The following is an 18,995-nucleotide window of genomic DNA, read 5'->3' as shown; positions in this document are numbered from 1 at the left end:
GGCGACAGCCGCCCGATCTCCACCGGAGCCAACACTTATGATCGCTCATCACCCTCTTCCGCTGCTGTTCGCGCTGCTGCTGTTCGCGAGCGCGTCGCCGGTTGCCTCTCCGGAATCTGCCGCCGCATCCGCGCCGAGCGTCGGCGGCGGCGACTACCGCATCGACGTCAGGAACTTCAGCTTCCAGCCTGCGCAGCTCCTAGTGCCGATCGGTGCGCGGGTGACCTGGACCAACCACGACGAAGAGCCGCATATCGTGGTCAGCGTCGGCAATCACTTCGGTCCGTCGCCGGCGCTCGACACCGATGCCGCGTACACCACGGTGTTCCAGAGCGCGGGCACCTACGTGTACTTCTGCACAATCCATCCGCAGATGACCGGCTCCGTGGTGGTCCGGTAATCGCCAGCGCGCAAACAAAAAGGGCGCGGATCGCTCCGCGCCCTTGTCGTTTTCGGTGGAACTGGATCTCGTGTCTTCGCACATCCCTATGCTGCACGGGATGAGCACATCTTCCTGATGCTGGATCCCGTGTCATCGGCCCTCCATGGCCTGCACGGGATAAGTCCATCCTGGACTTACTTGACGCTGAAGTCCTTGGTCGCAACCATCTTGCCGTCCAGCGATATTTCCACCTTGTAGTTGCCGGCCGGCCAGCCGTCCGGCTTGCTGATGTGGAAGCTGGTGACCGCGGCGCCGTTCGGCGCGATGGTCTGGCTCGAGTCGTTCACGGTCTGGCCGTCCTGATAGGTCCACTTCGCGTTCAGCACTGCGTTCGGCGCCGTACCGGTGGTGGAAACCGCGGCATAGATCGTGTCCTTTGGCATGAAGGCTGTCGTCGCGGTGGTCACCTTCTGGTCCGGACCGACCGCGGTGCCGAGGTCGACCGACGCGACGGCGACCGGTGCGGGCGCAGGGGCCGGCGGAGTGACCGGAGCAGGTGCCGGGGCGGCGGCTGCCGGAGGCGGCGCAGGCGCCGGCGCGGGTTCTTCCTTCTTGCCGCAGGCGGAGAGCGCGAGCGCACCGGCCATTGCGACGATCAGGGTGAGGTGTTGGCTGTGTTGGTTCTTCATCGTCGTACCCTCCGTTGTGTTCAGCCGTTGGAACCCGCATCCGCGGGAATCTTCAGGACCTGGCCGGGTTTGATCAGGTCGGGATTGTCGAGCTGGTCGCGATTCGCCTTGAAGATGTCCTGCCAGCGGCTTGCGTTGCCGTAGACCTTCTTGGCGATCTTGGAAAGGCTGTCGCCGCTGACGACGGTGTAGGTCTGTGCGGCTGGTGCGTCGACAACCGGTGCGGTCGAGGCGACACCGGATTGCACATTGCTGAAATCCGCCTTGGGTGGCGGCGGCGCAGTGGTGTCGGAACCACTCTGTACGTTCGAAAAGTTCGGTTTGTTCGGCTCGTTGCCCACGTCCGGTCTCCTCTCCGCTACGGGAATCGCACATTACACTTACCCGCGCTTAACGGCGAGTGAGTGCAGCCTCGCGGACCGGTGTTACAAATTGCATCGTCCGCGTGAGCGGCGGAGGTCGGCGAAACCTATTGGCGCGCGCCGCGCAGATTTAGCGGATTGCCGGCGACGTTCCGGCGCCAGGGATTGATGTCGAGTCCGCCGCGGCGCGTATACCGCGCATACACGCTGAGTTGCGTCGGCGCGCAGCGGCGCATCAGGTCGACGTAGATGCGCTCGACGCAGTGTTCGTGGAATTCCGCGTGTTCGCGGAACGAGACCAGGTAGCGCAGCAGCCCGGTGCGGTCGATGCGTGGGCCGGTGTAGCGGATCTGCACGCTGGCCCAGTCCGGCTGGCCGGTGACCGGGCAGTTCGATTTCAGCAGGTTCGAGACCAGGCTTTCCTCGATCGCGCGCACGTCCGCGGCGAGCACCAGATGCGCCGCGTTCGGCGGGCCGTAGTCGTCGATATCGATCGCGAGCCGGTCGATCAGTTCGCCGTCGAGTTCGGCAAGGTGCGCCTCGGCGAAGCGGCCCGGGAGGGTCAGCGTGACCGTCACCTCGGAGCCGGCCGCAGCGGAAAGATCGCTCATCAATCGCGCGCGCAGGTCCTCGGCGTCGCCGACGCGCTCGCGATTGAAGCTGTTTAGATAGAGCTTGAACGATTTTGATTCGACGATGTTGGGCGACGTCGCCGGAATCCGGAATTCGGCCAGCGCGACCTCGGGCTTGCCGCGCGCATCGAGCCAGGACAGCTCGTACGCGTTCCAGATATCGACGCCATGGAACGGCAACTCGGCACCCATGCCGAGGGCAGCACGATTCGCGGCGCGCGGAATCGGAAAGAGCAGGGCGGGATCGTAGCGATCCGGGTAGGCCGAGGCGCGGCCGAGCAGTGAGTCGTGCGGAGCATTCATGGCGCAGCCGATTCTAACTGTGCCGCCGTAGCCGCGCCGCCGCGAATGCGACGGCGCGGCTACAAATTCAGTGTTGCGGCACGGCTTCGTCGAGTCCGGCTTCCGTCTGCCGCGCCGCCTCGGCGTGGTGGTCCTGCGCCAGCAGCATGTAGAACGCCGGCACCACGAACAGCGTGAACAGCGTACCGATCGAGAGGCCGGTCGAGATCACCAGGCCCATGCTGAAGCGGCCCGCCGCGCCGGCGCCCGAGGCGATCACCAGCGGAATCACGCCGAGCACCATCGCGGCGGTCGTCATCAGGATCGGGCGCAGGCGCACCGCGGCGGCGTGTTCGATCGCCTCGAGCTTGCGCATGCCGCCGCGCTGCATCTCGTTGGCGAACTGCACGATCAGGATGCCGTGCTTGGAGACCAGACCCATCAGCGTGACCAGGCCGACCTGGGTGTAGATGTTCAGGCTCGCGATCAGGTTGACGAAGATCAGCGCGCCGAACAGTGCCATCGGCACCGAGACCAGGATCACGATCGGGTCGCGCAGGCTGTTGAACTGCGCCGCCAGCGCCAGGAACACGATGATGATCGCGAACAGCAGGGTGACGGCGAAACCGCCCGATTCCTGCATGAACTGGCGCGACTGGCCGCCGTAGTCGATTGAGTAGCCGGTCGGCGCGACCTCATGCAGCGCGTCACGCAGGAACTGCAGCGCCTCGCCCTGCGACATGCCGCTCGCGCCGGAGATCGTCGCCGAATTGAGCTGCTGGAAGCGGTTGATCGAGCGCGGCACGATCTCGTTCTTCAGCGACGCGACGGTCGCCGCCGAGATCACCGAACCATCCGGCGCGCGCAGGTAGTAGTCGAGCACTTGGCTCGGATTCAGACGCTCGGACTGCAGCACCTGCGGGATCACCTTGTACGAGCGGCCGGCGATCGAGAAGTAGTTGACGTAGCCGCCGCCGAGCGCCGCGCCGAGCGAGCTGCCGACGTCCTGCTGGGTCATGCCGAGCGTCGAGACCAGGTCGCGGTCGACGACCACAGTGGACTGCGGCTTGTCGATCTTGAGGTCGGCGTCGACGAACCAGAACTTGCCGCTGTCCTTCGCCTTCTGCAGGACCGCATTCGTGACCTCGTTGAGGTTCTGGAACGGCTCGGTGGTGTTGATCACCAACTGGATCGGCGCGCCCTGCGCGCCGGGCAGCGCCGGCAGCGCGAACACGAAGATCTGGCCGCCGGCGATCGAGCTCCAGATGCCCTGCAGCTCCTGCTGCAGCTGCTTGGCGTTCTTGCTGCGCTCGGCCCACGGCTTGAACAGCATGCCGCCGAAACCGGTGCCGGGCGTGACGATCTGGAACATCTGTGCGTATTCGGGGATCTTGCTGCCGACGCCGAACATCTGGTGCGAGTAGCCGAGCATCTGCGCGGCGGTCGCGTTCGGCGCGCCATTGAGCTGATAGAACAGGAAGCCCTGGTCCTCCTCCGGTGCCAGCTCGGACTGCGCCGTCATGCCGAGCAGGACGGTGGCGCCGAGCAGTAGCGCGCCCATGACCACGATCACGCTCCAGGTCCGCAGCACGTTGCTCAATACGCGCAGGTAGCCGTCGTGCACGCGCTCGAACTGCCGATCGAGCCACTGCACGAAGCGGCCGCTCTCCTGATCTTCCTTGAAGAATTTCGCGCACATCATCGGCGACAAGGTCAGCGCGACGATGGCCGAGACGGTGACCGCACCGGCGAGCGTGAATGCGAATTCGGTGAACAGCGCACCGGTCAGGCCTTTCTGGAAGCCGATCGGCACATACACCGCGATCAGTACGACGGTCATCGCGAGGATCGGTCCACCGAGTTCGCGCGCGGCGATCAGCGCGGACTGGAACGGGGTCTTGCCTTCCTTCATGTGACGGTCGACATTCTCGACGACGATGATCGCATCGTCGACGACGAGGCCGATCGCGAGCACCAGCGCGAGCAGGGTCAGCAGGTTGATCGAGTAGCCCAGCGCGAGCATCACGAAGAACGTGCCGATCAGCGACAGCGGCATCGCGACCACCGGGATGACCACCGCGCGCGGACTGCCGAGGAACAGGAAGATCACCAGCGTGACGATCAGCAGTGCCTCGACCAGGGTCTTCACGACCTCGTGGATCGACGACGTGACGAACTCGGTGCCGTCGTAGACGATCTCGCCGTCGAGTCCGGTCGGCAGCTGCGACTTGATGTCCGGCATCGCGTTGCGCACGCGCTGGGCCACGTCGAGCACGTTCGCATCCGGCGCCACCTTGATGCCGACGAACACCGCCTGCTTGCCGCTGAATGCGACGTTGAAATCGTAGTCCTCGGCGCCGAGGGTGACGGTGGCGACATCCTCGAGGCGCACGATCGCGCCGTTCTTCTGCTTGACGCTGAGCTTCTTGAACTCGTCGACCGAGTGCAGGTCGGTCGCGGCGGTGAGATCCACGCTGACCATCTGGCCCTTGGTCGTGCCGACCGCGGCGAGGTAGTTGTTCGACGACAGTGCCTGGTAGACGTCGGCGGCGGTGACGCCGTGCGCGGCGAGGCGGGACGGGTCGAGCCACGCGCGCAGCGCGAACTGGCGGCCGCCGAGGATCTCGGCGGTCTGCACGCCTTCGAGCGCGTCGAGCTTGGGCTTGACCACGCGCACCAGATAGTCGGTGATGCTGTTGGACGGCAGCACGTCGCTGCGGAAGCCGAGGTACATCGCATCGATGGTCTGGCCGACCTGCACATTCAGCACCGGCTGCTGCGCCTGCGGCGGCAGCTGGTTGCGCACCGAGGTGACCTGGGTCTGGATCTGCGTCAGCGCCTTGTTCGCGTCGTAGTTCAGCCGCAACGTCGCGGTGATCGTCGACACGCCGCTGACGCTCGACGAGGTCAGGTAGTCGATGCCCTGCGCCTGCGAGATGGCCTGCTCCAGCGGCTGCGTGATGAAGCCGGCGATGGTCTGCGCGTCGGCTCCGAAGTAGGCCGTCGTCACGGTGACCACCGCGTTCTCGGTCTTCGGGTACTGCCGGACCGAGAGGTCGCTGACTGCGCGCAGGCCGAGCACGAGGATCAGTGCGCTGACGACGATCGCCAGCACGGGGTTCTTGATGAAGGTGTCGGTGAAATTCATGGCTTCGCCTACCTTTGCGATCGTCCATGATCGCGAGAGTCAAAAAGCGGACTCCTGTCCGCGCTTCTCAATTGAGCCCTTCTCCCGTCGGGAAAGGGGTTGGGGTGAGGGTTCGGCAAAGCCGGGACATCCGGCTTCGCACGAACTCTCACCAGCGCGTTCGCGCCACTCTCTCCCGGCGGGAGGGAGTTCAGGATTCAATGGCTTCTCACGGGCGTCCTGCCCGGCAAAAGCGGCCATCCTGGCCGCACTTTTCAATCAATTTTCCTGCGGCGTCGGATTCGGGTTGTCCGACGGCTGCACCTTGTTGTCGATCGTGATCGGCGCACCGTTCTTCAGCTTGATCTGGCCGCTGGTGACGACCTCGACGCCCTCGTCGAGCCCCTTGACGATCGCGACCTGGTCGCCGCGCGTACCGCCGGTGGTCACGAACGTCTGCTGCACGACGAGATCGCTGCCCGAGGCGCCCTTGTCCTTGCCGGCGTCCTTCGCGGCCGGCTTGGCCGGCTTCGGATCTGCGCCCTTCGCGTCAGCAGGCGGATCCTTCATCTCGCTGCGATGCTTGACGACGTAGACCGTATCGCCGTACGGGTTGTATACGACCGCGGTCTGCGGCAAGGTCAGCTGGCGCTGCTTGTCGCCGACGTCGATCGAGATGTTGGCGAACATGCCCGGTGTGAGCAGGCGATCCGGATTCGGCACGCTTGCCTCGATCTGCACGTTGCGCGTGTCGTTGTCGACCTTTGGGCTGATTGCGCTGACCTTGCCTTCGAAGTGCTTGCCCGGGTACGAGTCCAGGCTCAGCGAGACATTCTGGCCGGCGCGCAACGCATTGAGATTGCGTTGCGGCAGGTGCAGGTCCACGAACACCGGGTCGAGCTGCTGCACGGTCACGATCGCCGTGCCGGCGTTGATGTAGGCGCCCGGGTTGACCGTGATGATGCCGGCGCGTCCCGCGAACGGCGCGCGCAGCTGCTTCTTCGCGACATTCACCTGCTGCTGCTGCACAGCGGCCTGCTTGGCCTTGAGATCGGCGGCCGCGGTGTCGTAGTCGGCCTTGCTGATCGCCTGCACCGCAAGCTGCTGCTTGGCACGGCCGAACGTAACCTCGGCCAGCGCTGCCGCGGCCTCGAGCTGGTGCAACTGGGCCACGTCCTCGCTGTCGCGCATCTGCACCAGCACCTGGCCTTCCTTGACCTCGTCGCCGGACTTCAGGTTGACCTTGGTGACCAGCCCGGCGATGTCGAACGCGAGATCGGCGCCGCGCACCGCGCGCAGCGTGCCGACCGCGCCGAGCGACGGCTGCCAGTCCTGGTAGGCGACCTTCGCCGTGCTGACGACGGACGGCGGCGGCGGCTTCATGCCGGCCATCATCTGCATGATCATCGTCGCCTTGACGCCGACGATGACGCCGATCAACAACAGCACGAGCAGCACCATGATGATCATGCGCTTGGTCGTGCTCGGTTTCTTCTCGACACGCGTTTGCATGCTGGAGCTCTCTTATCGCGATTCGGTGGTGGGGTTCACGGCAGCAACCTTGCGGGCGTCGCCCTGCCAGCCGCCGCCGAGCGCCGCATACAGCGCGGCGGTGTCGGACAGGCGAGCCGCGCGCGCTTGGATCAGGCCGATGCGTGCCTGCTGGTACTGGCGCGTCGCATCGAGCACCTGCAGATAGCTCGCCGCGCCGTCCTTGTACTGCGTGCGCACCAGCTCGAGGCTGTGTTCGGCCGACTGTTCGGCCTCAGCCTGCGCCTTCAGGTTCTCCGCATCCAGTTCGAGCGCGCGCAGCGAGTCGGCGACGTTCTGGAACGCGGTCAGCACCGTGGTCTGGTAGTCGGCCGCGGCCTTGTCGAGCCCGGCCTCCGCTGCGCGCTTCTGCGCGCGCAGCGAGCCGCCATGGAAGATCGGCTGCAGCAGGTTCGCGCCGATGCTCCAGGCCTTGGTGCCGCTGGAGAACAGGTCATCGGCGTTCAGCGCCTGCGAGCCGAGGCTGCCGTTCAGCGTGATCTGCGGAAACAGGTTCGCGGTCGCGACGCCGACCGCGGCGGTCGCCTGATGCAGCTGGGCTTCCGCGGCGCGGACGTCCGGACGCTGCCGCACCAGCACCGACGGCAGGCTGACCGGGACGTCGCGCGGCAGCGCCAGCGCGTCGAGCTCGACCGAGGCGAGCTCCGCTTCCGACGGAAAGTGGCCGAGATAGACCGCGAGCTGGGTCTGCGTCTGCGCCAGCGCCTGACGCAGCGCTGGCAACTGCGCGCGCGTGGTCGCGACCTGGGTGCGGATCACCAGCACGTCGGACAGCGACTTCGCGCCGATCTCGTGCTGCGCCTCGACCAGGCCGAGCTGCTTCTGGTAGGCGTCGACGATCTCCTCGATCGCATGGATCTGCCCGCGCAGCGAAGCCTCGCGGAAGCTCGTGGTCGCGACATTCGTGGCGAGGCTGAGATAGGTGCCGCGCAGCTGGAACTGCTGGAAATCCGTCAGCGCCGACTGCGCCTCGATGCCGCGGCGCACGCCGCCGAACAGGTCCAGCGTGTAGCCCACGCTGACGCCGGCGTTGTAGATCGAGAACGTCGACGCGCCCGCGGTGGCGCCGGCGGCACCGTTCGAATTGCCGCGCGTTGCGCCGACTTTCGCATCGACGCTCGGGAACAGCGAACCGCGCGCGGCGTTCGTGTTCTCCTGCGCCTGACGCAACGCGGCCTGCGCCGCCGCGATCGTCGGACTGTGCGCGAGCGCCTGGTCGACGCGGCGATCGAGTTCGTCGCTGGAGAACGTGGTCCACCAGCGCGCCGGTACGTCCGCGCCCTCGAGGAAACGCTGCGCGTCGCCTGTGGGCGCCTGGGTCGCGACGGTCGCCGCCGGCAGTGCATCCGCGCGGTAGGCCTTGACCGCGGGAGCGGGCGGTTCGCGGAATTCCGGACCGGCCGCGCAACCGGCGAGCGCGAGCGCAACCGCCAACGCCGCCAACCGCACCTGCGGGCGCGATATCGATCCGGTGGACGCGGCGCGGGGGCGCCTGCGGTGTCTATTCCCGATCATGAAGCGCATCCGTTAGGGAAGGTCTGAACAATTCACCTTTCGCTGTCGTTCCGGCGGCTTTCAACAGCCGCTGGGCTGTTTCAAGCCGGTATCCATTCTGCTGTGGAAGCAAGATCAAGATGGATCTCGGCGTGACTCACGCCTTCCTGGCGCTCGCCCTTCGGGCCAGCTCCGCTGTTCGCGCGTTCCTGCGCGCGCAGTCGCCAAGGATGACGAGTAATTCAGAATTTAAGTGAACTTAATAGTTCAATATTAGTGAGCCGCGGGGTTCCAATCAAGATGTGCCGGAAGTCATGGCGCAGCCCGCAAGCGGGATGCGCACGATAGCCAGCGTCAACATTGTGGACAATGGACAAACGTCATGGCCCGCATGAGATCTACGGCGGCAGCCCCGCCGTGGCCATCGCATGGCATGGTGACGATAGCGCGCCACTTCAAGCGTTTCGTACGGCAGGCTGCGCTTCGCCGCCGCTGTCGCAGATCCGCAACATGTCGGTTTGGGCGACGGGCTGCCCGCCGCGCGCGACCAGGGCGGCCGCGTTCAGGGACGATGCTCGCGCGCGAGGTAGTCCTCGCTCTGCATCTCGATCAGGCGCGATTCGGTGCGCGCGAACTCCGCGCGCAGGCGCTCGCCGTCGTAGAGCTCGACGATCGGCACCGCGGCGGACAGCACCAGCTTCACGCCGCGATCATAGACCTCGTCGACGAGCTCGATGAAGCGGCGCGCGGCATCGTCGGTCTGCGGCGTGAACTCGGGGACATTCGAGACCAGGATCGTGTGATACGCCTTCGCCAGTTCGATGTAGTCGGCGACCGCGCGCGGGCCCTCGCAGAGCGCCGCGAACTCGAACCAGATCGCGCCGTCCAGCTCGCAGTGCACCGCGATCGGGCGGTCGTTCAGCGTGAACTCGAAGTCGCGGCGCGGCGCGCCGTGCGCGACGCGGCCGAACGCGGCCTGCAGCGCGCGCTCGGCCTCGACGCCGGGCGGCGTGTAGTAGATCGGCGCCTGCTTCAGCGCGCGCAGCCGCCAGTCGTGCGGCGAGGCCAGCTCGACGATTTCACAGTGGCGTTCGATCAGCGCGATCGCGGGCAGGAATCGCTCACGCTGCAGGCCGTCCTTGTAGAGCGCCTGCGGTGCCGCGTTCGAGGTGGTGACCAGCACGACGCCGCGCTCGAACAGCGCACGCAGCAGGTTGCCGAGAATCATCGCGTCGCCGATGTCGCCGACAAAGAATTCGTCGAGCACGAGCAGGCGCACCTCCGCGGCGATCCGCGCGGCGACCGTTACCAGCGGATCGCTGTGCCCCACCAGCGTGCGCAGCTCGGCATGCACGTCCTGCATGAAACGGTGGAAATGCACGCGGCGCTTGCGCGCTGTCGGCACAGCGTCGAACAGCAGGTCGCAGAGAAACGTCTTGCCGCGACCGACCCGGCCCCAAAGGTAGAGGCCGCGCGGCGCATCGGCATCCCGTCCGCGCAGGCGCTGCCAGAGTGAAGCGGGCCGTGCCTCGGTCAGTTCATTCCAGAGTCGATCGAGCGGAACCAGCGCGGCGAGCTGCGCCGGGTCAGACTGCCAATCACCGGCCGCGACGCCGGCGCGATAGCGCTCTCCCGGCGACTGCGCGTGCGCCGGCGCATCCAGCGTTGCGCTCATGCCTCGCTGCTACGCAACGGCGGCAGGTTCGCCGCCAGCGCATTCTTCAAAGCGCCGCGCAGGTCCATCAGCCGGCGATGGAAGAAATGCCCGGTCTCCGGCATGCGCACGAGTTGCGGCGCGGGCTCGAGGGTTTCGGCCCAGGCGAACACCGCCTTCGCGTCGACGACCTCGTCGTCTTCGCCCTGCACGATCAGCCACGGGCAGCCCGGCGCCGCGATGTCGCCGAAATCCCAGCGCCCGACCGGCGGCGCGACCAGGATCAGTTGCGCCGGATCGAGGCGACCGGCCGCGCGCAAGGTGACGTAGCTGCCGAACGAGAATCCGGCCAGCCAGAGCGCATCGCCGGCGCGCACCGCGCGCAGCCAGGCCGCGATCGCGACCAGATCGTCGGTCTCGCCGACGCTGTGGTCATGCACGCCTTCGGACTGGCCGACGCCGCGGAAATTGAAGCGCACGGTCGCCAGCCCGAGTTCGAGCAGCGCGCGCTCGAGGATGGTGACGACCTTGTTGTGCATCGTGCCGCCCTGCAGCGGATGCGGATGGCTGATGATCGCGACGCCGGCACGCGCGAGGCCCGTCTCCGGCATCGCGCAGGCGAGTTCGATCGCGCCGGCCGGCCCGGGCAGCAGCAGTGCGCCGCCGCCGTCCGGAAACGGCGGCGAGGACATGTCGTGGTCACGGGGATTCATCGGCGCGCATGATAGCGTGATGCGATGAACGACTCAGCGACACCGGCATGAACCATCTCGCGCATGCGTGGCTCGCCGCGCCGGACGCGGACGTGATGTTCGGCAGCCTGATCGCGGATTTCCTGCGCGGCGCGATCGATCCGGCGCTGCCGCGCGGCGTTCGCATCGGCATTGCGCTGCATCGCGCGGTCGATGCCTACACAGACGCGCATCCCGAAGTCGCCGCCGCGCGTGCGTTGTTCGAACCGCCGTATCGGCGCTATGCCGGGATCCTGCTCGATGTCTGGTTCGACCATCTGCTCGCGCGCGACTGGTCGCGTCATGGCAGCGGATCGCTGCAGGCGTTCTCGCGGTCGGTGCAGGATCTGCTCGATCTGCGCAGCGCGGAACTGCCACCGCGCATGCACGGCTTCGCGCGCTACCTGCGCGCGCATGACCTTCCCGGGCGCTATCGCGAAATCCCGATGATCGAAGATGTACTGCGCGGACTCTCGCAACGCCTGTCGCGCGCGAATCCGCTCGCGGGCGCGCTGCCGGTGATCGAGGCGCGCGCGGCTCCGCTCGATCGGCATTTCGATGCGTTCTTCCCTGATCTCATCGAGCATGCGGTGCGCGAACGCGGGCGGCTCGCGGCGACCTTGCCGGGCTGATTCGCCGCAAACGAAAACGCCGCCAAGAGGCGGCGTTGAAGACGGAGCGGCACGGATTCGTCCCTGAAGCTTCTGCCGTCTACCTTCCATGGTCGACCCCAATGACGCGCACGATGCCGGGGAGCATCGTGCAAGCGCTACGCAGTTCGCGGCTTACCGTTTCGGACAAACGAAAACGCCGCCCGCGGGCGGCGTTTTTCGGCGACTCCGATTCGTCCCTGAAGCGTCTGCCGTCGGGCATCCATGCCCGACCGAAGTGATCCGCGCGCGATGCCGGATGGCATCGCGCAAGCGCGGATCACTTCACCTGGCTCACCATCCACTCGACGGTCGCTTTGATCTGCGCGTCGTTCAAGGCCGGGTTGCCGCCCTTGGCCGGCATCACGCCGCTCTTGCCGGTGTAGCCGTCGGTCGCGTGCTTGATCAGCGTCTCGATGCCCGCGGCGACGCGCGGCGCCCACACCGCCTTGTCGCTGATCTTCGGTGCGCCGCCTGCGCCGGTTTCGTGGCAGCTGTGGCAGAGATTGCCGAAGATCGCCTTGCCGTCGGTCGTGCCGCCGTAGGCCACTTGCGAAGCAGCGGCCTTCGCCGCAGCTTCCTGCGCCGCCTGCATCGCGGCGCGGCCGGTGTCGCCGGCATACACGCCGCCAACCGGCGCGATGCGCTGCTCGACGAGCTTCTGCTTGTCCGGATTCTCCGGCGGCGGGTTCTTGCTGTAGATATGCACTGCCAGCGCGATCAGCAGCACCGCGACGATCATCAGGAAGCCGATCAGCATCGCGAAATGCTTGAGGAAGACCGCGTCGGTCCGGGTAACGGGATTGCTCACAGAACCACCTCTGCGAAAGCGCCCGGACGGGAATGCCCGCCGGACGCACAAAAAAGTCGGAGGAGTATAGCGGCCGCGCCCGGAGCGCGGAAGGCGGCTAGCCGCGCCACACGGCGCCGGCGCGGCAAATCGCCACAGTGCATGAGTGGCGCGCTCGGCGGGATTCACTCGGCACATCCTGTGCCTCGCCCTGCGGGCGGCTACGCCGTGCCCAGCGGCTCCTGCCTCTGGGTCGAACCCAGAAATTGGAATCACTTGAATGATGGCGCGCTCGAGAGGATTCGAACCTCCGACCACCGCCTTCGGAGGGCGGTACTCTATCCAGCTGAGCTACGAGCGCGTGGCGCGCATTGTCGCATGATCCGCGCGGAACGTCGTCTTGCCGCCGCGCGATTCAGCGTTGCGCGAGCTTGCTGTGACGGATGCCGTAGCTGAAGTAGATGATGAATCCCAGGCTGACCCACACGACGAACACCATCCAGGTGATCGCGGCCAATTCGGACAGCAGCCAGATCGAGAATCCGATGCCGATCAGCGGGATCAGCGGCACCCACGGCGTGCGGAACGCGCGCGGCAAGTCGGGCTTTCGGATGCGCAGCAGGATCACCGAGCCGCAGATCACGATGAACGCGGACAGCACGCCGATGTTGACCAGCTTGGCGACCTCGCCCAGCGGGAAGAATCCGGCGACCAGCGCGGTGAACACGCCGAGCGCGATGGTCGGCCGATGCGGGGTGCCGTACGTCGGATGCACCTTGGCGAACCAGCCCGGCAACAGGCCGTCGCGTGATAGCGCGAACCAGATGCGCGCGGCGCCGAGCATGAACGCGAACAGCACGCTGATCAGACCGAACACCGCCGAGACCGAGATCGTCACCGCGACCCAGTGCAGGCCGAGGCCCTTGAACGCGTCGGCCACCGGCGCTTCGGTGTTGAGCGTGTCGTAGTGCGCGATGCCGGTCAGCACCATCGACACGGCCAGATACATCGCCATCGAGATGCCCAGTGACAGCAGCACTGCGCGCGGCAGGTCGCGTTGCGGATTCTTCGACTCCTCCGCTGCGGTGGTCAGCGTGTCGTAGCCGAACACCGCGAAGAACACGACCGCGGCGGCGGTCGCGACGCCTTTCAAACCGAAGTGGCCGATGCCGTCAGGCCCGATCACGCGCTCCGGGACGAACGGATGCCAGTTCGCCGGATTCACGTAGAACACGCCGACGCCGATCACCAGAGCGACCGCAGCGACCTTGACCGCGACGACCACCGTGTTGAAGCGCGCGCCCCATTCGGTGCGCATGACCAGCAAGGTCGCGACGGCGAGCGTGACCAGCGCGGCGATCAGATTGAATACACGGCCCTCGCCGGTGCCGATCGCGCCTTGCGCCCACACGGGCAGGCTGAGACCGGCGCTGGCCAGCGCCGACTGCACGTAGCCGGACCATCCGATCGCGACGACCGCGACGATCAGCGCATATTCAAGCAGCAGGTCCCAGCCGATCAGCCAGGCCACCAGCTCGCCCAGCGTCGCATAGCTGTAGGTGTAGGCGCTGCCGGTGACCGGGATCAGACCGGCGAACTCGGCGTAGCACAGTGCGGCCGCCGCGCTGGCGATGCCGGCGATGATGAACGCGAGCGCGACCGCCGGCCCCGCGTTGAGCGCGGCCTGCTGGCCCGCGAGCACGAACACACCGACGCCGATGATGCCGCCGATGCCGATCGCGGTGAGCTGCCAGACGCCGAGCACGCGGCGGAAATCGCGACGCGTGCCGATTTCGGCCTGCAGTTGTTCGACCGACTTGTGGCGCGTCAGTTGCGCGAGCAGGCTCATGCGGCGGTTTCCCTTGGGCTAAAGCCTCGATCATAGCCGCTCGCTCCTGCCAGACGAGCGGCAGTGCAGCACGCGGCGCGGCGATGCCGCCGGGAGCCGCTCGGATTGGACGTGCATCTGCTGCAACACGACTTGCCGATGCCTGATTCGGATGGGACGATCACCTCGTCGCCGTCGCGCCTTGGGGAAAAGGTTGCGGGATTAGGTTCCACTTTGAAACCGAATAGTAGTTAGACGTTCTTGCAAATTAGGGGATGCATGGTGAAAAGCTCTCTCGCAGCCGCAGTCATCGCCGTTCTGGTTAGCGCGTGCGCATCAAATTCCGGCGTGGTCCAGATGGGGGGCGACACTTACTTCATCTCCAAACAGGCAGCAACTGGCTTCACGGGCTTGGGGACCTTGCGTGGAGACGCTATGCGGGAGGCGTACGGACAATGCAGCAAGACTGGGAAATCCGTTGAAGTGACGGATACCAATGAGTCAAAGCCTCCATATCTGTTGGGGAATTTTCCTAGAGTTGATATCACTTTTCGGTGTGTACCCAAGTGAGGCCTGCGCAGGTCACGCCTAACCATTAGTCCAAGCGGGCGCGTGAAAAGCTGCGCGCCGCGCGTTGGCCGACCGGTTCACGTCTTTCACACGTCGAAAGGAGATTCTCCATGAAGGTTCGCGATGATCATCTGTACCACGGAGCGGCATTGATCCAGATTGCGGAAGATGAGCAATTTACAGCCATAAACTCACTGCGCATCAAGAACCAAATTGTCAGCTCTGCCTACAAGATCAACGATCAGATAGCCGTGTACTTCAAGTATGCGGGCGCAGCCCACGGAGCCAGCGACGAATTTGTGTTCACGTTTCACTCCGACCACATCAAGACAATCCGCGCGATCGCTGCAACCAATGAGCGGACTTTCGTTGCACTGGTGTGCGTTGAGGCAAGAGAGATTTGCGCAATCATTGCAGATCAACTCGCCTCAATGATAGCTGCCCGCCAGAAGGCAAAAGGGGGAACTGAAGACCAATACACCGTTTTGGTAACAGCTCCAAAAGGAAAGGGCTTGAGGGTCTATATGAACCATCCGGGAACGAAAGCCACAATACTTGGAAAGCCTGTAATTGTGTCTAGAAGCTCCTTCCCCAGTGTGTTGTTCGGCTAACTATGTGCTTATGCCGACCGCCGGGACCGGACTCCGCTCAAACCGACCACTGTCGGCCGGCGGCGGCTTAGCACGTCGTTGGGCTTCACACCTAGGGGAGGTCTGAATAAGTTCTTCGACGTCATGCCAGCGAAAGCGGGCATCCATTGAAAACAGCCACTTGGATTCCCGCTTCCGCGGGAATGACGACTTCTTCAGAGCTTCCCTAGATACGCCAACTATTTCCACCAAAGGAGAAATCCGTGAAAGCATTAGTCATCACCATTTCTATGGTAGTTACCTGTGCGTGCGCGCCGGCCTTTGCTCGAGGTGGCGGTGCTCATTCTGGCGGAACTCACTCAAACGGCGCCCACAGTTCTAGCGGTGGGAGCCACAGCATCAAGGGCTATGTGAAGAAGGACGGAACGTACGTTGCACCTGCGCACGCCACTGACCCAAACAAGTCCAGGAACGACAACTGGTCAACCAAAGGCAATGTGAACCCATATACCGGCAAAGAAGGCACCAAAGACCCGGCCACTGGGAAATAGGCTAGGTGTCAAGAAAAACAATTCTTTTGATGAAAGCTACGAAACCCGGGTCAGAGTGCGCTTTCTCGGCACGCGGCTGAGCAACATTGAGTGGCACGAGTACAACCCACGAGGTACCCAATGGATTCTCGAGCAGCCTCTTGCACCTGCGGTCAACTGCGCATCGAGGTTCAGGGTGAACCTCTCGGAGTCGGTCTCTGCCACTGCCTCGCCTGTCAGCGCCGGACGGGGAGCGTCTTCGCTGCATTGGCCAGCTTCGCTGCGCCGTGTAAGGTCCTGGGTACGGCAACCGAGTACGTCCGCACGGGCGACCAGGGCGCGAAGTTCAGATTCCGCTTCTGTCCGGTTTGCGGAACAACCGTGTTCCACACGGAAGAGGGGTGCGAGCAGTCATCCGTGAGCGTCGCGGTAGGCGCCTTTGCGGACCCAAGCTTCCCGGCGCCGCAGGATTCGGTCTACGACTGCCGCAGACACTCGTGGGTCAGGCTCCCGGATGGCATCCGGTCGTACGACAAGGACCCGACCTGATCGCGAGCCGCATCAGCACGCGCCTCAGCGCAACTTCGTCATCCTGCGCGCACTGAGTTCCTCCGGCGCCGCGAACGTGTCGGGACGCGCGATGGCCCAGAAGCGCTGGAACACCGCGTGCTCGGGCACGCCGGTCAGCAGTTCGCCGGGTTCGAGGAAGCGGTACAGCGTGGCCAGCGAGCGCACCTCGTTCGAGGACACGCGGCGGATCACGTGCTCGGGGCCGAGGTCGCTCGGGTGCTGCAGGCCCGAGGCCTGGATCAGTTCCTTCAGCGCGCGCAGCGTGTTGTCGTGGAAGTTCGCGACGCGGCTGGCCTTGTCGGGCACGTCGAGTTGCTTCCAGCGGCGCGGGTCCTGTGTGGCCACGCCGGTCGGGCAGCGGTCGGTGTGGCAGCTCTGCGACTGGAGGCAGCCGAGCGCGAACATGAAACCGCGCGCGGCGTTGCACCAGTCCGCGCCTATGCTGAGCGTGCGCGCAAGGTCGATCGCGGTGATCACCTTGGCGCTCGCGCCGATGCGGATCCTGTCGCGCAGGTTCAGGCCGACCAGTGTGTTGTGCACCAGCATCAGCGCCTCGCGCAGCGGCGCGCCGACATGGTCGGTGAACTCCAGGGGCGCGGCGCCGGTGCCGCCTTCGCCGCCGTCGACGACGATGAAATCCGGCAGGATGCCGGTCGTGCCCATTGCCTTGGCGATGCCGAACCATTCCCACGGATGACCGATCGCGAGCTTGAAGCCGGTCGGCTTGCCGCCGGAGAGCTCGCGCAGGCGCGCGACGAAATGCAGCAGGCCCTCGGGCGTGTCGAACGCGGAATGCCGCGCCGGCGAGACGCAGTCCTGGCCCATCGGCACGCCGCGCGTCGCCGCGATCTCGGCGCTGACCTTCGCCGCCGGCAGCACGCCGCCGTGGCCGGGCTTGGCGCCCTGCGACAGCTTGATCTCGATCATCTTCACCTGCGCGAGCACCGCCTTCTCGGCGAACTTCGCCTCGCTGAACACGCCGGCGCGCTCGCAGGCGCCGAAATACCCCGAACCAAGCTCCCAGCAGATGTCGCCGCCGTTCTCGCGGTGGTACGCGGACAGCGAGCCTTCGCCGGTGTCGTGGTAGAAGCCGCCGCGGCGCGCGCCCTCGTTGAGCGCACGGATCGCGTTCGGCGAGATCGCGCCGAAGCTCATCGCCGAGATGTTGAACACGCTGGCCGAGTACGGTTGCGTGCATTGCGGGCCGCCGACCGTGATGCGGAAGTCGTGGCTGTCGATCAGGCTCGGCGCGATCGAATGGTTCAGCCATTCGTAGCGCTCTTCATAGACGTTCAGCTCGGTACCGAACGGGCGCACGTCGAGCGCCTGTTTCGCGCGCTGGTAGACCACCGCGCGCTGCACGTGCGAGAACGGCGCTTCCTCGGTGTCCGACTCGACGATGTACTGGCGCAGCATCGGCCGCACGTCCTCGAAGAAGAAGCGGATGTGCGAGATCACCGGATAATTGCGCCGCAAGGTCGAACGTTTCTGCGCGAGGTCGGCGACGCCGAGCGCAACGAGCAGGCCGGACGCGATCGCGAGCACCTTCACGCTGCGGCCGTCGTCCCACGCCAGGAGCGCGAGCACGAAGACCAGCACGCAGAGCGCGAAGGCGAGGTAGCGGGATGGCAACCACTTGTCCATCGACAACTCCTGTCGGATCGTGCCGTGCATCGCAGTGCATGGCGAAAGCGGCAGCATAGCCGACGTTTCGTCGCGTGTTGTGCTGCGACCATCCCGATCGCAAGGGCAAAAAGCAGCCATCCTTGGCCGCACTTTTCAACATTGCGGGCTAAACTCGAAGCATGGAAGAATCCCATTGCCCGAAGCCGCCGCGCCGGCGCAAGTCGACCGATGCGAACGGCGATTCGCCGCCGCCGGGTGATGCCGCGCCATCGGCGAAACCGGCTCGGCGGCGCGCGGCGCTGAAGAACGACGCGGGTCCGATGGTGTCAGCGCCGGCGAAGCCGAAGCGCGCACCAGCGAAGCCGAAGGCGGCGGCGGTCGACCAACCGGCGGCACCGCGCCGCACGCGCAAGGTCGCTGTGGCGGACGAGGACGCAGCGTCGGCACGGGAATCGCATGAGGTCGTGCAGGCGCCACTCATACCGGCGCCATCCGAGCAGCCGCGCGACCCATCACCGATGCCTGATACGCCGGACAACACAGCCGCGAACGAAATCCATGCGAGCGCGGCCGCGCCGGTCGCGGATATGCGCGTGCAGCCGCCACGCGCGGCACCGGTTCCGGATGCGCAGGCAGCCGACAGCGCGGCTGGCACGACGCGATCACCCTCATGGGGTGAGGCGGAGTCGAGGCAGGCTGCGACTCCGGCGCGGCCTTTCGCGCCGCCCCCTCGACCATCACCGACCGCAGCGCCAGTCGCGCCCCCCGCAATCGCGTCGAACGCCGGTGCTGCAGCGGCGATACCGGCGAACGCACAGTCGAGCGCCGCTGCGCCGAGACCGTCGGTCCCGATGGTGCCGCCAGCGCCTGTGATGTCGGCAACGGAGCCAGCGCGCGCGCCGGTCCTCGCATCGACGATGCCGGCGCGTGATCAGCC

The 18,995-nt window shown here is 65.8% G+C and carries 15 protein-coding genes and 1 tRNA gene; 4 read left to right on the top strand and 12 right to left on the bottom strand.

Annotation, left to right across the window (positions count from 1 at the left end):
- The first annotated feature begins 37 nt into the window (after window positions 1–37).
- Window positions 38–400 (top strand): cupredoxin domain-containing protein, encoded by a 363-nt coding sequence (locus ABD002_RS07180; protein ID WP_343788707.1) that lies wholly within the window; start codon window positions 38–40, stop codon window positions 398–400.
- A gap of 176 nt (window positions 401–576) precedes the next feature.
- Here ABD002_RS07180 and ABD002_RS07175 read toward each other — a convergent pair whose 3' ends face one another.
- From ABD002_RS07175 to ABD002_RS07140, 8 genes are all read right to left on the bottom strand, one after another.
- On the bottom strand, window positions 577–1,071 hold the full coding sequence (locus ABD002_RS07175) for a hypothetical protein (protein WP_343788704.1): 495 nt from the start codon (window positions 1,069–1,071) through the stop codon (window positions 577–579).
- Window positions 1,072–1,091: 20 nt separating this feature from the next.
- Complete coding sequence (locus tag ABD002_RS07170; protein ID WP_343788701.1) at window positions 1,092–1,412, bottom strand: LysM peptidoglycan-binding domain-containing protein; 321 nt, start codon at window positions 1,410–1,412, stop codon at window positions 1,092–1,094.
- A gap of 128 nt (window positions 1,413–1,540) precedes the next feature.
- The gene (gene queF, locus ABD002_RS07165) at window positions 1,541–2,368 is read right to left on the bottom strand and encodes an NADPH-dependent 7-cyano-7-deazaguanine reductase QueF (protein WP_343788698.1); all 828 of its coding nucleotides are present in this window, start codon (window positions 2,366–2,368) and stop codon (window positions 1,541–1,543) included.
- Between the two features lie 67 nt (window positions 2,369–2,435).
- Window positions 2,436–5,495, bottom strand: coding sequence for an efflux RND transporter permease subunit (locus tag ABD002_RS07160; RefSeq protein ID WP_343788695.1), 3,060 nt, complete (start codon window positions 5,493–5,495; stop codon window positions 2,436–2,438).
- Between the two features lie 258 nt (window positions 5,496–5,753).
- The gene (locus tag ABD002_RS07155) at window positions 5,754–6,986 is read right to left on the bottom strand and encodes an efflux RND transporter periplasmic adaptor subunit (protein WP_343788692.1); all 1,233 of its coding nucleotides are present in this window, start codon (window positions 6,984–6,986) and stop codon (window positions 5,754–5,756) included.
- A gap of 12 nt (window positions 6,987–6,998) precedes the next feature.
- Window positions 6,999–8,540 (bottom strand): efflux transporter outer membrane subunit, encoded by a 1,542-nt coding sequence (locus ABD002_RS07150; RefSeq protein ID WP_343788688.1) that lies wholly within the window; start codon window positions 8,538–8,540, stop codon window positions 6,999–7,001.
- Window positions 8,541–9,081: 541 nt separating this feature from the next.
- Complete coding sequence (gene zapE, locus ABD002_RS07145; protein WP_343788685.1) at window positions 9,082–10,194, bottom strand: cell division protein ZapE; 1,113 nt, start codon at window positions 10,192–10,194, stop codon at window positions 9,082–9,084.
- Window positions 10,191–10,865, bottom strand: a complete 675-nt coding sequence (locus ABD002_RS07140; RefSeq protein WP_343789399.1) for an alpha/beta hydrolase — start codon at window positions 10,863–10,865, stop codon at window positions 10,191–10,193. The genes zapE and ABD002_RS07140 overlap by 4 nt, the downstream gene beginning before the upstream one ends.
- Window positions 10,866–10,933: 68 nt before the next feature.
- Here ABD002_RS07140 and ABD002_RS07135 point away from each other — a divergent pair, with 68 nt between their 5' ends.
- Window positions 10,934–11,536, top strand: coding sequence for an acyl carrier protein phosphodiesterase (locus ABD002_RS07135; RefSeq protein WP_343788682.1), 603 nt, complete (start codon window positions 10,934–10,936; stop codon window positions 11,534–11,536).
- A 298-nt stretch (window positions 11,537–11,834) separates the two neighbouring features.
- Here the strand turns inward: ABD002_RS07135 and ABD002_RS07130 are convergent, their stop codons facing one another.
- The 3 genes from ABD002_RS07130 to ABD002_RS07120 form a co-directional block, all read right to left on the bottom strand.
- Window positions 11,835–12,365: a c-type cytochrome gene (locus ABD002_RS07130; protein WP_343788680.1), complete on the bottom strand. Its 531-nt coding sequence runs from the start codon at window positions 12,363–12,365 to the stop codon at window positions 11,835–11,837.
- Window positions 12,366–12,628: 263 nt separating this feature from the next.
- Window positions 12,629–12,705 (bottom strand) — tRNA-Arg (locus ABD002_RS07125).
- Between the two features lie 54 nt (window positions 12,706–12,759).
- Complete coding sequence (locus ABD002_RS07120) at window positions 12,760–14,193, bottom strand: amino acid permease (protein ID WP_343788678.1); 1,434 nt, start codon at window positions 14,191–14,193, stop codon at window positions 12,760–12,762.
- A gap of 659 nt (window positions 14,194–14,852) precedes the next feature.
- On the opposite strand from ABD002_RS07120, the gene ABD002_RS07115 reads away from it, so the two are divergent.
- Both ABD002_RS07115 and ABD002_RS07110 read left to right on the top strand, forming a co-directional pair.
- Window positions 14,853–15,353 carry a hypothetical protein gene (locus tag ABD002_RS07115; protein ID WP_343788675.1) on the top strand — a complete coding sequence of 167 codons (501 nt, stop codon included), beginning with the start codon at window positions 14,853–14,855 and terminating at the stop codon, window positions 15,351–15,353.
- A gap of 650 nt (window positions 15,354–16,003) precedes the next feature.
- Window positions 16,004–16,411, top strand: coding sequence for a GFA family protein (locus ABD002_RS07110; protein WP_343788672.1), 408 nt, complete (start codon window positions 16,004–16,006; stop codon window positions 16,409–16,411).
- 24 nt (window positions 16,412–16,435) lie between these two features.
- Here ABD002_RS07110 and ABD002_RS07105 read toward each other — a convergent pair whose 3' ends face one another.
- A complete protein-coding gene (locus ABD002_RS07105; RefSeq protein ID WP_343788669.1) occupies window positions 16,436–18,076 on the bottom strand; it encodes an FMN-binding glutamate synthase family protein in 1,641 nt (546 codons plus the stop codon).
- Window positions 18,077–18,995: the final 919 nt, after the last annotated feature.

This window comes from Dokdonella soli (assembly GCF_039523175.1).
GTDB lineage: Bacteria > Pseudomonadota > Gammaproteobacteria > Xanthomonadales > Rhodanobacteraceae > Dokdonella_A > Dokdonella_A soli.
This window is presented reverse-complemented; position numbering and strand designations above follow the sequence as displayed.